Consider the following 15,089-nt stretch of genomic DNA (forward strand, 5'->3'; position numbering starts at 1 on the left):
TTAACGCGCAACTACTAAGCATAGACCAGCACCAACAGGCAAGATGGTACTCATAAAGTTTTCGTCCTGTCGAATTAACTCCAACATTGGCTTTACTTCAGCAGTATGAGAAATGACGTTATCGATGATTAAACTACTACCACAAGACTGCATTAAACGTTTTAAATCTTCCCAATAACTGACATAACTGCCGCGCTCAGCATCCAATAAGATGAAATCAAATGGTTCATTCGCTTCCGCCAAATAAACAGATGCATCCCCTACCCAAAAATCAATAAAATGCTCTAGACCAAACTCCTCAGCATATCTTTTTGCTTGGGCACTGCGAAATGCATTAATTTCTAAGGTCTGAACTTTAGCGCCGACAGCCTTTGCTGCTTCAGCTAACCATAGTGTTGAGTATCCGGTCGATGTGCCAATTTCCAAAATTCTTTTTGATTGTTGTGAACGCACCAACATGGCCAGCAACTTTGCAGATTCTGCTTCAATATTGCGATAACGTTTTAAACGATCAGACTGTCGAGCATCATGCTGTTTAAATTCGTCATACAAATCAGCAATACGTTGTAAAAATACTGTGCTGGTCATATTTAGACTCTCCCATGATGCCCAAAACTTAATGCTTAATGCAATTAAGTACTTTGTATTAACTTAAATCGTGGTAGGACCTGACCATCTTCAAGCTGAACAGTCTCTATGAACATGCTCAATGGACGTACCCACATTGAATAATCGCCATATAAACATTGATAAACGACTAGCTCTTCTTCCGTTTCACTATGTCGTGCCACATGAAAGACCTGATAAAGCTGTCCCTTATAATGCTGATAGATACCACGTTGTAATGTCATATGACTTGCCTTCTAGTTATGCCATGAAATGATTGCAGTTATATAACAAGTTTAAGTGCAATTCATAATTGATCACTTGCTAAATGATTAAAAAACACCATATTTTAACTTAAAATTCAAAAAACCGATTGAACTCATAAAAACATACTGTTTCCTCTATGCTGAACTTTTGCGTACTATAGCCCCATGAAATTAATTTAGCCGACTTGAACTGCTTAGAATTTGGAGATTTGCATGTTAGATCAAAATATTAAAACTCAATTAAAAACTTACTTAGAACGTTTAGAAAGTCCAATCGAGTTGGTGGCTGCTTTAGATGATTCAGATAAAGCTGCGAAAGTAAAAGAACTCGTGACTGAAATTGCTGAACTGTCTGATCAAGTTACGGCGCGTTTTGACGGTTCAAACGCTCGCCGTCCGAGTTTTGGTGTTGCCAAAGCAGGTGAACAACCTCGTGTGTTCTTTGCGGGTTTACCAATGGGACATGAGTTTACTTCTTTGATCTTGGCATTGTTACAAGTTTCAGGCTATGCGCCTAAAGTGTCTGATGACGTTTTAAATCAGATCAAAGGCTTAAATCTTAAAGCAAACTTTGATGTGTTTATTTCATTGAGCTGCCATAACTGTCCAGATGTAGTTCAAGCCTTGAACTTGATTGCAATCTATAACCCAAATACCACGACCACCATGATTGATGGTGCGTTCTTCCAAGATGAAGTGGAACAACGCAAAATCCTGGCTGTGCCAATGGTGTTCCAAGATGAGCAACATATCGGTCAAGGTCGCATGACTTTGGAAGAAATCATTGCCAAGTTAGATACTAACTCTGCGGAAAAAGATGCTGCGATGATCAATGCCAAAGATGCATTTGATGTCTTGGTAATTGGTGGTGGTCCTGCGGGTGCAACTGCGGCAATCTATGCAGCACGTAAAGGAATTAAAACTGGTATCGTCGCTGAGCGCTTTGGTGGTCAGGTGATGGATACCATGGATATTGAAAACTTTACCTCAGTACAAAAAACCCAAGGTCCAAAGTTTGCGGCTGAAATGGAAGCACATGTCCGTGAGTATGATGTCGATATCATGAATCTTCAACGTGTGAGCAAAGTGACTGGTGCAGATCAAACAGCAACGGGCTTGGTTGAGGTTGAACTGGAGAATGGTGCCAAACTAGAATCCAAAACTATTATTCTTTCAACTGGTGCACGTTGGAGAGAGATGAATGTACCTGGTGAAGCTGAATATCGTACCCGTGGTGTCGCTTATTGCCCACACTGTGATGGTCCATTGTTCAAAGGTAAACGTGTTGCTGTGATTGGTGGCGGTAACTCTGGTGTGGAAGCTGCGATTGATCTTGCTGGAATTGTTGAACATGTAACCTTGGTTGAGTTCGACACCAAACTTCGAGCGGATCAAGTGTTACAAGATAAGTTAAACAGCTTATCTAATACAACAGTGATCATGAATGCATTGAGTACTGAAGTGCTTGGTGATGGTTCACAAGTCACAGGCTTGAAGTATAAAGATCGTGCTACAGATCAAGAACATGTGGTTGAGCTTGCAGGGATCTTTGTTCAAATTGGTTTATTACCGAATACAGATTTCTTGAAAGACAGCACTGTTGAATTAAGCAATCGTGGTGAGATCATGGTGAATGATCGCAACGAAACCAATGTGAAAGGTGTCTTTGCTGCGGGTGACTGTACTACGGTACCTTATAAGCAAATCATCATTGCCACAGGTGAAGGCGCGAAAGCTTCGCTCTCTGCTTTTGATTATATGATTCGTTCTGGTGTTTAAACTGCTTTAAAGAACATGTGCACGCATTTACATTTTCCAGTGTAAGTGCGTGTTTTTACAAGTTATCAACAAATTTTAAACTTTCTTATTCCTAAACTTTGTGTTTATATTTTTGTTATCCACTTTTTGGATGCCACAAAGAAAAGGAAATATGAAAATGAATAAATTACTTGTTGCTTTAGGTCTTGCTGCGACTGTTGCCCTTGTTGGATGTAGTAAAGAAAAAGCGCCTGAAACAGGTGCAACAACTGGTGAACACTTAGAGCATGCTGCTGAACAAGCAGGTCATGATGTTGCAACTGCTGTCGATTCTGCTGCTGATCAAATCGATGCTGCTGCTGATCACACTGCAACTGCAACGGCTGAAGCTGCTGCAGAAACTGAAGCTGCTGCACGTGATGCTGCTGCGAATGTTGCAGGTGCGGTTGAATCTACTGCTGCTGATGTAAAAGAAAAAGCTCAGCAATAATCTGTTGAGACTAAAAAGCCTCTGTCATTTACTGATCAGAGGCTTTTTTAATGCGAATTGGATAATTAACCCAATAAACCTTCATCTCGCATTGCAATCTGAACGGATTGTCGCTCTGCAACTTTGTTACGTAGCGCGATGATATTGATATAAGGTGTTAGATCATGCTCAATATGATTTGACCAATTTGTTAATACAAATAAATATGCATCTGCAGGGCCAAAGTTATCGTCAACTAAATAATCATACTCAGATTCAGCTAAATAATTATCAATATATTTGAGTAGACGATCGACCTCTGCATACGCTTTAGTTTTTTCATCATTGGTTAATTGACCGCCAAAGAAAACAGCATAAGCGTCATGCAATTCTGAATTTAAATATCCTAGCCACTCAAGGACTTTCGCACGTCCCATACCTGATGGAGGAATTAAATCTTGCTTAGGATCATGCTGAGCCAAAAAAGGTAAAATCGCCACATTTTCAGTTAACATTAAACCCGGATTAATTTCTAAAGCAGGTACATAACCTTTCGGGTTGATTTCATAATAATCCACACCTTTTTCGGTTTTATGTGTTTTTAAATCAACGCGTTCTAAATCAAAATCTACATTTATTTCATTTAAAATAATATGTGCTGCCAATGAGCAAGCACCAGGTGAATAATACAACTTCATGTTTGATCCTTGTTATCTAACTCTTATGTTCTAAAACGCTTGATCGAAATTTGCAAAGTATGTTTTCACAAATTTGTCAATAAACGTAAAATGCCTGTTCATCTGACTATTGGCGAATTTATGCGATTTTGCAAGTAGTCTTATGTCAACTTTTTATAGTGATCGTATACATCCTGTTCAAATAAACTTAATTGCTTAGAAGAGCAGATCATTTTCTACTCTTCTCAGTATTGAACCAATTAAACTTTCACTTTTCGAGAACGTAACGAATAACCCGTAAGCCCCAATAATCCTAATATCGACAACCATCCAAAACTTCCTGAAGAACTTTTTTGGGTAGATGGCTTATTCTCAGGATCTTGTAAATCAATATCCACAATCACAGGGTCATGATCGGAAGAGCGATAAGGGTCTTCTGCGAAGAATAAGGCCTTTTGCTCATCGGTTTTATATTCTTCGTTATAATCCAAAACTGTTGGCTCGTCCGCATTGATATGCCAAGCAAAAGCTTTTTTAACTTTACTGTAAAGATTAGAATCCGCAATAGCATGGTCTAAATTACCAGCACCACCATAACCTTCAGCATTACTGGATACACCAAACACATAGCTATAGGCCTGTTCACCTTGCCCAATCGTTTTGTCATTCAATAGCACTTTATAATTTGCTTTTTCTAGAGCCAAGATTGGGTCTTCTTTGGCATAACTATTCATATCACCTAATAACAAAATATTTGGCGTTTCAACTTGTGTTGGATTTTTTGCTGCCCATTGAATTAATTGCTCCACCGCCTTAACACGTGTTGGATTCCAACATCCCTGCCCATCTTTCTGATCTGCATCTAGTGATGCTGCATTTACTCCAGAACAGCTTTTAGATTTAAGATGATTCGGTATCACCGTCAACATTTGCTTTCCTGAAATAGGCTGGAAGGTTTGCGCAATTGTGGTTCTGTTTTTGTCTCCCAAATCCAAAACCACAGGTTTATTTACAGGTTTGACACGCTTACTGTTATAAATAATTGCGACCGCAATCGCATCGGTACCCAAACGATCCATATTTTCTGGTACCACATAACGCCAATCCGCACCTAAAGCACGCGTGAGATAAGCAATCGCACTGTCTTCGCCAAAACCATTGTTGGCAATCTCCATTAGACCATAAATATCAGCATCAATTGCTCGCATCGCACTGACAATCTTACGATGTTGTTTATCAAACTCAGCTTGTGAAGTTGCGCCACGCTCAGTTGGAAAACCATTTTTACCATTATCGTAATTCAGGACATTGAATGCTGCCGCACGAATTAATTTATCTTCTTTGGCAATTACAGTTGGCCGTTCTGGTGTAGGTTTAATAATCGTCGGAAGATTACCACCTTGAATTGGTTGAATCCGCCAACCATTGAATCGGTATTCTAAGATACCTTCAACGTTTTGTAGTTGATGCCCAACCCTCAATGTATTGGCTGCACTAAAATTCTGAGGTAACCACGGCGTTCTGTTTTGATTGTTGTAACCGTCATCTAAAATAATTTTTGATAATAAATTTTTCTGTGCTAACTCTTTTGCTTCGTTAGATAATGGTGCATGTAAGTTAGTTGGAATATACAAGCGTCCTAAGCTTAAAGATAATTCGCCAAAACGACCATAATTATAGTTTTCACTGATGGTTAAGCTTTGTGGAAGTTTAACCAACATGCCCTGATAACGTTGTGGAGAGTTTTCAGTTAATTCTGTCAGACTTCTAAAAGGTAAATTCAAACTGATTGGCTGAATCTGACCTAACATATTGGAGTTACAAGTTTGAATGTCTTGCTGAATTTGATCGATTTGCAATTGATTTTGATAAGCGGTTAGGCGTCCTCGTAAAACCACTTCATCACCGACTTTCCCACCTTTAATCGTACTACTTGTTGGTATATAGACGAAAATGGCGTTGCTTATATTCGCCTTCGCTTTGCTATCTGGTGTTTGTACATAAAAACCCGAGAAGCCATTGTTATAACGATAATCTGCGGTAATCACACCACGTACCGTATAATTCTGCCCCTGTGTTGCTTGCTGGTTTAAATCAGCGATTGCCGTATCAGAACTAGAACAACTAATCGTCTCATTGGAAGGCGGTGGTGTTGTAGATCCTGTGAGATTGGAAAAATCATTTCGATCTGTCCAAGCTTTCCATGCGCTGTCCAAATCAAAACTTGTTGTTGGATCAATCTCAGTCGCAGGATTTGTGTTTTGCAGGCGGGTAAAACTATTGCCTTTGCTAAACACGGTATTTCCCCAACCATTCACAGGCTGCTCTCCGACTCGCCCAAAACGATCAACAACTTTGCCCTTATGTACCAGTACAATTGCATCATCCCCATTGAATGATAATGCTGCAACCTGATTGACCTGAGAGCCTAGTACTGCTTGTAATTCAGTACGACCAACTAGAAATTTGGCTTGACTCGCCAACGTACCTTGTAGCTGGAAAGCCACAGTTTTCGTCAATGCACCATTATTAAACTGCTGAATTTCATATTCAGCCAAATTTGCAGCTGTCGCATCTGGATTGTAGATTTCCAAGCCTTTTTTATTACTACTACCATCCACATATTGGCTAAACATCAGTTGAGCATATGCTTGTGAAAAAGCTGAACAAGCGCCAAGAAGACCAAGGCAAACAGTGACTGTACGCAATTTAAATGTTTTCATCATATTTTACTTTATGTTCAAATCGCCATTAGCCTATTCAATCTTTGTGACATCTGGATGAAGAATTGCTTGCATGTCTTCAGTAATTTTAAAAAAGATTGAGCAAATAAAATCATTTAAAGATTTGACTTGACCCCGTGAACACTTAAAATACGCCTTTTCTATCTTTATATCTCCAGAATCATGTCAACCGATCAGTTAGAAACGCAAATTACCGAACTCGACAATTTGCCAGAGCACCGTGAAATTGTGACATTTATGCGTCGTTCAGCACCACTCAACACTTCACAACGCACTGCTTTAGAAAATTATCGTGATTTAATTTTGGAATATCCTGTTGGCGATCTACGTCAGCATTTTGAACATCCTGAACGTCCTCTAACCGTCGAAATTGGTTTTGGTATGGGACGTTCTTTGGTTTTGATGGCAAAAGCGAATCCTGAGCGTAACTTTGTCGGGATCGAAGTCCATGTCCCTGGTATCGCGCAGTGTGTCTATGAAGCGGGCATGGCTGAGCTAAAAAACTTACGTGTACTGGATGCTGATGCGATTCAAGTACTTCGTGAGATGCCTGATAATAGTATCGACTGTGTACAACTATATTTCCCTGATCCATGGCAAAAGAAGCGTCATTTTAAACGTCGTTTTGTGATCCATGAACGCATGCAATTGGTTGAACAGAAACTCGCGTTAGGTGGAACATTCCACGCTGCGACCGATTGGGAACCATATGCAGAGTGGATGCTTGATGTTTTAGACAATCGCCCAAATTTGGAGAACTTGGCAGGTAAAGGCAATAGCTACCCTCGCCCAGACTGGCGTCCTGTGACAAAATTCGAGCGTCGTGGTATCGAGTCTGGTCACAAGATTAATGATTTCATTTTCAAGAAAATAAACTAAAAATCTAAGCTATTTCTGCCCTATTACAAATTTATAGCATTAAATATCAAATATTTAATGCTATTTTTATGTCTAATTTGAAATATTTACTCTCAGTATAGTTTCTATACTTATTCTTTTTTACATTAGCCTCTCGATGGATAGATAAAGAGTGACCATTTTTGCTGATAAGAGACTCATTTAAATACAAGTGTTTACACGATCTATAAATATCTATGTCAATGTTCAGCTAAAATCAAAGTTGACAAGTTGTATGGCTCACGGATCAATTAGGCAAAAACATGGAATAGGATGTTTTACCTATCACCCTCGTAAATACGTACAACCACGTCAATTAATGATGAAAGATAGGATAACTTTTATGGAAAAAACACTGCAATGTCCAAAATGTGGCTCTACAGAAATTGAAACACGTGATCATGACAAATTACTGAAAACCACTGGCGGTGTTTTAATGACTGCTGCTGGCACAACAGCAGGTACTGTAGGCGGAGCAGCGACGGGAGCATCCGTAGGTGCAGCGATTGGTACCGTAGCGGGTCCATTAGGAATCATTGTCGGCGGTACAGTAGGAACATTTGTTGGTGCAATTAGTGTGGGAATTACTGGCGGTGTGGTGGGTAATATTTTTGGAAAAAAAGCAGGTGTCATAATCGACAAAAATATTTTTCAGGACTATCGCTGCTTAAAATGTAACCACCGCTTTAAATTAAAAAATTAATATGACAGGAAAAACAAAAAATCTGGCATCTAAGCCAGATTTTTTTATAACCTGTTTTGCTCAGCTAAGCAATTGCCTTAAAGTAGTTTTCTTTTGGCATATCAATCACTTCAATGCAAAGCTGTATCGAAAACTCAAACTCGGATTTCAAATATATTTTATGCTCAAGCGTCCTTAGCAAACTCTGTCCTAAAATTTGCTTTTGTGCTGCAGACCGTCCACTGAGCAGATAAAGTTTCAGATGAATATAAGCATCTTGTACATCACCCAGACCAATCAAAAACATTTCATCTTTGAAAATACGAGATTTAATATCATTTGCATCAAATAGCGCTGTTGCAATTAATGATGTGTTAATTTCTTGAAGCAACTTCTGTTGATCTAAATCAATCAGTTGTGCTGAGTAATTCACCGTGATATGTGGCAATGTATTCCCCTTACTCAACAAATAACAAAGCTAATCGAACTTGGTCATAAGACATTCTAGGACTCGTAGCCTCTACAATTGGGCGTAACTTGATCGCACCATCATCGGTAAAATGCTCAGGATTCTTACGTTTATGCAAACGTTTATAAATCTTGCGCACTTCTTCCACCACTTCATCGCCTGGATGTGCAACAGAAATATCCAAAGCTTGTTCTTTATGCAAACGTGCCAAATGATTAATAATCGTCGCAGGGGTTAATCCACGCTCATGTGCAATGTCTTCGATCTCATAGCCACCCTCAAACAAAGCTCTCGTTTCATCTAAAGTCGCGGTTGCATAATTTTGCTTCGTACCACTTTTGGATAATTTCTTTTCATTGCGTGCAATTTCGGTTGTATTTAAGGTACCGCCACAATGACGAATAAATGCATTATGCTGCGTGGTTAAATCGACATTTTCAAAATTTGCTTCTGCTTCCGTGGATAACTCCTGAAAACGGCGGTCTGCTTTTATCGCCAAACTATCCAGCTCTAACGCCTGCTGATTAAACCCAAGTAATCTAAGTCCACTTAGTGACTTTAATCGAGACAGTGCCACATAGCCCTGACCTTTCTCAAAAGTATGCGTTAAATTGATTTCAGCCGCTTCAAGTGTCATTCCCTGACTCTTATGAATGGTAATCGCCCAAGCCAAACGCAAAGGAATTTGTTGAAAGCTTGCGATCGCTTTACCTGCTTCGTTTTCTATAGACCACGTTTCAGGTTCCACTAACAACGTTGTGCCATCAGTTAACTTGACTTTAGGGAGTAATCCCTGTTGATCATCTTCCTCAAAACCAATGACTTCACCTAAACTGCCATTGATATATCCCATATCAAAATTGTTTTTAACAAACATAACTTTGGCGTTTTTTTTCAAGCTCAGCTCTTCAGGTGCACGCACAGAGGATTTTAAGGTTTCGATGAGCTTCTCATTGCCATCTAGCACAGCATTGAATTGATGGCTTTCAGTGTCGATTTCATTTAAATGTTGATAATTGATATTATCTACATCCATATTATGGGTATATAACCGAGTGAAGGTATCCCCGATATCTTGATCACGAGATTGTTGTAAAGCCTGAATATGATCCGCCTGAATATTTTGAGCGCGAATCGCATTTAAGATCTGATTCAGTATTTCATCGTCTTGACGATGCTGTTCAGTGAGATAACAAACTCTAAATTTCGCCTCAACCCAAGCATCAGACATAAAACAAAACTTATCGCGGTTGGCTTCACCATTACGCCCTACAGGCGGCAACTGAAAGAAATCGCCAGCCACAATAACCTGAATTCCACCAAAAGCCTCATCGCTTTCTTTGAAATATTTCAATACTTGATTGACCAGATTAAGCTGCTTGGCATGCAGCATGGAAATTTCATCAATAATCAGAACTTGGGCATTTTCTAAATGCTCTTTTAAATATTTACGTTCTTTCATTCGCTTGAGATCATCATCACTCAAACTATCTTTAATTCCAATCCCCGCCCATGTATGAATCGTCATTCCATTCATATGAGTTGCTGCAATCCCTGTAGATGCCGTAATTGCAACGGGAACTTTTCGTACTTTTAGATAATGAATATATTGATTAAGCGTATAGGTTTTTCCTGCACCTGCTGAACCTGTCAAAAAAACATTTTCCCCAGCTTTTAAAAGTTTCAGTGCAGTCTCTTGTTTCATAATTTCATCAGTCAAAAACAACAGCACATAGCTTAACGATTTTTTTCCAAAAATAAAAACTCAAACAAGAAAACTTGGTTTGGGTATTTTAAAATTTTTGATCGACTAACACTTTCAGTCATCTAAGTGTCAACTGATGGCTATGAACCCTTTGGATCTTATATTTTCATTGACATATTGGTCTTTTCATTTATGGTGGTTATAAATAAATTCGGGCTGAATATAAAAATGAATAGCTTAAATCTACATACTTATCAACCAGATATACTCGGTGATGATTACCAACAACTGACTTTAAATTTTGCTGATGATTATGATGGAAAAGTAGTTGCAACATTGGTACGCAAAAAAGCCAATCAAGCTACAAAAAAAGCAGTGTTATATATTCATGGTTTCGCCGATTATTTTTTTCAAACTGAAATGGCTGAACAGTTTAACCAACAAGGTTATGACTTCTATGCGCTTGATCTAAGAAAATACGGACGTTCAAAACTTCCGCATCAAAAACTGTATTACGTTTTAGATCTGCGTGAATATGATGCAGAAATCAGCAAAGCACTTGAAATCATTGGTCAAGAAAATCACAATCAGGTACTACTTGCAGGTCACTCGACAGGTGGACTAATTACAACGCTGTACGCAGCGCATTACCCTGATCATCGTCTGATCAAAGCAGTTTGGGCGAACAGTCCATTTTATGATTTTTATAAAAGTACTATTGAAAAAAAAGTTGGTATACCTTTACTCAGTAAAGTTGGAAAACGCTTACCCAATGCCAAGTTCCCTAGTGGTCTAAATCAGTGGTATACACCTAGCCTACACAAAGCATTTTATGGTGAATGGGACTTTAATTTAAACTGGAAACCAAAATCTGTTCCGTTTGTCCGATTATGCTTCGTTCATGCGATTCATGAAGCGCAAAAAGAAATTCACCATGGTATCCACCTCAACGTTCCAACCCTGATTATGCACTCGCACCAATCTAAACACCCAAAAAAATGGGGTGTAGATGCGCAACAAAGTGATGTCATTCTGGATATAAAAGATATGACACATAATGCAAAAAAAATGAAAGGCGACGTACAAACCTTATCCGTACACAATGGGATGCACGATTTAGTGCTTTCTACACCACCAGTACGTGAAAAAGTTTACAAAGATCTCTTTGCATGGCTTGAGAAAAAAATGCCTTAATTGATCTCCATTCATTTATGGGCCTAAATACTTCTCACATGAATAATATGATTGCAACTGCTCTGCCTAAAACAATTTATGCCATTCAACATCTCGCATTTGAAGATTTAGGCTCACTAGAAGATCTTTTCTACCAACTTGGTTTTCGTATACGTTATTTTGAAGCAGGTGTAGACGATCTTCGTCCTGCACTCAACTATGACGGCCTAACCATTGTTTTAGGTGGTCCTATTGGAGTGTACGAGACTAAGGACTACCCTTTTCTTATTGATGAAATTTCAGGGCTTAAACAACGTTTGCAAGCCAATAAACCAACAATTGGGATTTGCCTAGGCGCTCAACTGATTGCTCATGCACTTGGTGCTAAGGTATATGCTGGCCACCAAAAAGAAATCGGCTGGAGCAAACTTGAAATTACCCCGATTGATGAGAATATCTTAGCGCCACTGGAGCATATTAAAGTGCTACATTGGCATGGAGATACTTTCGATTTACCAACCAATGCGACACTGCTTGCCAGCTCCCAACTGTATCCTCATCAAGCATTTTCGGTAGGACGCAATATCTTGGCCTTACAGTTTCATATTGAGATAACTGAAGATAGTTTTGAGAAATGGCTAATTGGTCATACTTGTGAAATTCGTCAGGCTGACTTATCGATTGCTCAATTAAGAAAAGATAATTTGCTCTATGCTACAGCATTAGAACATCAATCCCATCTGGTTATTCAAAACTATCTAACAAATCTCGCATCTAAATAAATATATACTAAGGAAAATGATTGTTCTAGCATCAGCAGACCGATCATTTTTTCGGCAGATAAATCTACAAAATCAATCACAAAAATTAAAACTGTTGGAAAAAACCTTAAAATATTACATTTGTTAAGCTTAGATTACATAACATACACATGAAACACATCAAGCACCCACAAGATAATTTGAAAAAATTTTATAATAAACAATAGAATATAAACATTATATGTTTTTACATTTTGTTTATTTGCGTAGGTGGGTGAGAGTTATGTTGAAGTTTCTCAAGAGTTTTCATACGATTAATACGTATTTAATCGCATCAACAGTGCTACTTATTTTTCTTGTGATCTACTTTTATCTAAATCCCTAAAATGCAAAAAGCCCAATTACAAATTGGGCTTTTTATTAGATAACGAAGTCTCGCTCCAAAATAAATTTAAGCTTATTTTTTCTCAACTTTAAAACTATCTTTTAAATCAAGAATACGGTTAAAGACTGGCTTCTCAGCCTGATGATCATATTGATCTGCGACAAAGTAACCCTCACGTTCAAACTGGAAACGATCTTCAGGTTTTGCTTGTGCCAAAGCTGGTTCAATCACCGCTTGTACCACTTTCAATGATTCAGGATTTAGATTTACCAAGAAATCATCGTCTGCATCTGGCGCAGCTTCAGTAAATAAACGATCATAAATACGAACCTCAGCAGGAACGCCTTTTGTCGCAGATACCCAATGGATCACACCTTTTACTTTACGACCTTCAGGATTTTTACCCAATGTATCAGGATCAATTGAACATTTTAGCTCAATGACTTCACCATTTGCATCTTTGATGACTTCATCGCATTTGATCACATAAGCATGGCGTAACCGAACCTCACCCTCAGGAATCAAACGTTTAAATCCTTTTGGTGGAACTTCTTCAAAATCTTTACGATCAATATAAAGCTCACGAGTTAAAGGAATCACACGCTCACCCATATCGACATTCGGATGACGTTTATGTGTTAAATCTAATTCTTCAGGCAAATTGGTTAACGTCACTTTCAATGGATCAAGTACCGCCATACCACGCGCAGCAGTATTTTCTAGAGACTGACGTATGCAGAATTCAAGCATTGCCACATCGACAATCCCATCAGTTTTAGAAACACCAACACGCTTACAGAAATCACGTAAACCTTCTGCTGTAAAACCACGGCGACGCATACCCACAACAGTAGGCATACGTGGGTCATCCCAGCCATTTACATAACCGCCTTCGACCAATTTACGTAATTTACGTTTAGAGGTAATCGTATAATCAACATTTAAACGCGAAGATTCATACTGACGTGGAACAACTTTTGAGTGAACTTTCTCAACAATCCAGTCATAAAATGGGCGATGATCTTGGAACTCCAAAGTACAGAGTGAATGGGTAATTCCTTCAATTGCATCAGACAATGGATGAGCATAGTCATACATTGGGTATATTTTCCACTTATCACCTGTTTGGTGATGTTCGGAATGCAATACACGATACAAAATTGGATCACGCATATGGACATTTGGACTTGCCATATCGATTTTGGCACGTAATACAGCACCGCCCTCTTGGATTTCACCATTACGCATCTGTTCAAACCGCGCTAGGTTTTCTTCAACGGTCGCATCACGATACGGCGAGTTTTTTCCAGGCTCAACGAAATTACCACGATTCAGCTTAATTTCTTCAGGAGACTGCAAATCCACATAAGCATCACCTTGTTCAATCAACTGAACAGCCCATGTATAAAGTTGATCAAAATATCCTGAAGCATAGCGAGGTTCACCATTCCAGTTAAAACCTAACCATTTCACATCATTGGCAATACCATCAACGTATTCTTGTTCTTCGGCATCGGGATTTGTATCATCAAAACGTAGATTACATAAACCGTCAAATTCTTCAGCGACACCAAAGTTAAGACAAATTGCTTTCACATGACCAATATGCAAATAACCATTTGGCTCAGGGGGAAAACGCGTTACAACTTTTTGAATACGTCCTTCTTTTAGGTCATCGGTGATTACCTGACGTACAAAATCTAAGCCTGCCTGTTGTTCTTGCTGCGCGTTATCGACAGAGGCATGCGTATTCGGTGTCGGGTTCTTTGGCAGTTCTGAAACAACATCATTTGGCTTCATAGGGTGTAAATCACTTCTTACAGTTAAAAATAGGGAATAAAAACGCAATCTTTACTTTTTCTGAAAGATTTTAACGTTTTTTACTTGCCTTGTAGTTTACAGTTTGCTTATGCTTCTCTCAACCAAAAACCCATGGTCAATTTGCCCATGTTTAGGAGATTAATGTAATGAGTTTTCCTCAAGTCGAATTAAATACCAACAAAGGTCGTATTGTTCTTGAGCTTAACGCTGAAAAAGCACCAAAAACGGTTGCAAATTTCTTAGAATATGTACGTGACGGTTTCTATGACGGCGTAATTTTCCACCGTGTGATTGATGGTTTTATGATCCAAGGCGGTGGCATGGACGAAAACTTCAAAGAAAAAGCAACACGTGACTCGATCGAAAACGAAGCTGATAATGGCTTAAGCAACGATGAAGGCACAATTGCAATGGCGCGTACTCAAGCTCCGCACTCTGCATCTGCTCAATTCTTCATCAATGTTAAAAACAACTCTTTCTTAAACCACACAGGTAAAACAGCACAAGGTTGGGGTTATGCTGTATTTGGTAAAGTGGTTGAAGGTATGGACGTTGTAGCTGCGATTAAAGGTGTACGTACTGGTAACCGTGGTTATCATGCTGATGTTCCTTTAGAGAATGTAGTTATCGAATCTGCTAAAATTATCTCTGAATAATTTTATCCAACAGGATTCTT

The 15,089-nt window shown here is 38.8% G+C and carries 14 protein-coding genes; 7 read left to right on the forward strand and 7 right to left on the reverse strand.

Translation table 11 applies throughout. The features are described 5' to 3' along the window. Together AAC851_RS03075 and AAC851_RS03080 are read right to left on the reverse strand one after the other, a co-directional pair. The gene (locus tag AAC851_RS03075) at positions 1-588 is read right to left on the reverse strand and encodes an O-methyltransferase (RefSeq protein WP_004638587.1); all 588 of its coding nucleotides are present in this window, start codon (positions 586-588) and stop codon (positions 1-3) included. 44 nt (positions 589-632) lie between these two features. After that, positions 633-851, reverse strand: a complete 219-nt coding sequence (locus AAC851_RS03080) for a DUF1653 domain-containing protein (protein WP_005090946.1) — start codon at positions 849-851, stop codon at positions 633-635. 234 nt (positions 852-1,085) lie between these two features. Here AAC851_RS03080 and ahpF point away from each other — a divergent pair, with 234 nt between their 5' ends. Then, positions 1,086-2,651: an alkyl hydroperoxide reductase subunit F gene (ahpF, locus tag AAC851_RS03085; RefSeq protein WP_340600483.1), complete on the forward strand. Its 1,566-nt coding sequence runs from the start codon at positions 1,086-1,088 to the stop codon at positions 2,649-2,651. A 157-nt stretch (positions 2,652-2,808) separates the two neighbouring features. Further along, on the forward strand, positions 2,809-3,120 hold the full coding sequence (locus AAC851_RS03090) for a hypothetical protein (RefSeq protein ID WP_005082153.1): 312 nt from the start codon (positions 2,809-2,811) through the stop codon (positions 3,118-3,120). A gap of 65 nt (positions 3,121-3,185) precedes the next feature. Here the strand turns inward: AAC851_RS03090 and AAC851_RS03095 are convergent, their stop codons facing one another. Beyond that, positions 3,186-3,797, reverse strand: a complete 612-nt coding sequence (locus tag AAC851_RS03095) for a glutathione binding-like protein (protein WP_005082151.1) — start codon at positions 3,795-3,797, stop codon at positions 3,186-3,188. A 239-nt stretch (positions 3,798-4,036) separates the two neighbouring features. After that, positions 4,037-6,499 (reverse strand): ExeM/NucH family extracellular endonuclease, encoded by a 2,463-nt coding sequence (locus AAC851_RS03100; protein ID WP_340600486.1) that lies wholly within the window; start codon positions 6,497-6,499, stop codon positions 4,037-4,039. Between the two features lie 183 nt (positions 6,500-6,682). Between AAC851_RS03100 and trmB the strand changes: the two genes are divergently transcribed. Together trmB and AAC851_RS03110 are read left to right on the forward strand one after the other, a co-directional pair. Beyond that, a complete protein-coding gene (trmB, locus tag AAC851_RS03105) occupies positions 6,683-7,399 on the forward strand; it encodes a tRNA (guanosine(46)-N7)-methyltransferase TrmB (protein WP_005082143.1) in 717 nt (238 codons plus the stop codon). Positions 7,400-7,760: 361 nt separating this feature from the next. Then, the gene (locus AAC851_RS03110) at positions 7,761-8,120 is read left to right on the forward strand and encodes a hypothetical protein (RefSeq protein ID WP_134252580.1); all 360 of its coding nucleotides are present in this window, start codon (positions 7,761-7,763) and stop codon (positions 8,118-8,120) included. Between the two features lie 64 nt (positions 8,121-8,184). Here AAC851_RS03110 and AAC851_RS03115 read toward each other — a convergent pair whose 3' ends face one another. Beyond that, the gene (locus tag AAC851_RS03115; protein WP_134252582.1) at positions 8,185-8,547 is read right to left on the reverse strand and encodes a 5-carboxymethyl-2-hydroxymuconate Delta-isomerase; all 363 of its coding nucleotides are present in this window, start codon (positions 8,545-8,547) and stop codon (positions 8,185-8,187) included. Positions 8,548-8,557: 10 nt separating this feature from the next. Then, positions 8,558-10,273, reverse strand: a complete 1,716-nt coding sequence (locus AAC851_RS03120) for an AAA family ATPase (protein ID WP_005082137.1) — start codon at positions 10,271-10,273, stop codon at positions 8,558-8,560. A 228-nt stretch (positions 10,274-10,501) separates the two neighbouring features. Here AAC851_RS03120 and AAC851_RS03125 point away from each other — a divergent pair, with 228 nt between their 5' ends. Next, complete coding sequence (locus AAC851_RS03125; protein WP_134252584.1) at positions 10,502-11,467, forward strand: alpha/beta hydrolase; 966 nt, start codon at positions 10,502-10,504, stop codon at positions 11,465-11,467. A gap of 38 nt (positions 11,468-11,505) precedes the next feature. Continuing rightward, entirely contained in the window at positions 11,506-12,228 is a 723-nt protein-coding gene (locus tag AAC851_RS03130) for a glutamine amidotransferase (protein ID WP_171265827.1), read from the forward strand. A 436-nt stretch (positions 12,229-12,664) separates the two neighbouring features. On the opposite strand, the gene AAC851_RS03135 is transcribed toward AAC851_RS03130, so the two are convergent. Beyond that, the gene (locus tag AAC851_RS03135; protein ID WP_340600489.1) at positions 12,665-14,392 is read right to left on the reverse strand and encodes a glutamine--tRNA ligase/YqeY domain fusion protein; all 1,728 of its coding nucleotides are present in this window, start codon (positions 14,390-14,392) and stop codon (positions 12,665-12,667) included. Positions 14,393-14,559: 167 nt separating this feature from the next. On the opposite strand from AAC851_RS03135, the gene AAC851_RS03140 reads away from it, so the two are divergent. Then, positions 14,560-15,069, forward strand: a complete 510-nt coding sequence (locus AAC851_RS03140; protein WP_004638567.1) for a peptidylprolyl isomerase — start codon at positions 14,560-14,562, stop codon at positions 15,067-15,069. Positions 15,070-15,089: the final 20 nt, after the last annotated feature.

This window comes from Acinetobacter sp. HZNU-JH01 (assembly GCF_037996845.1).
Lineage (GTDB): Bacteria > Pseudomonadota > Gammaproteobacteria > Pseudomonadales > Moraxellaceae > Acinetobacter > Acinetobacter haemolyticus.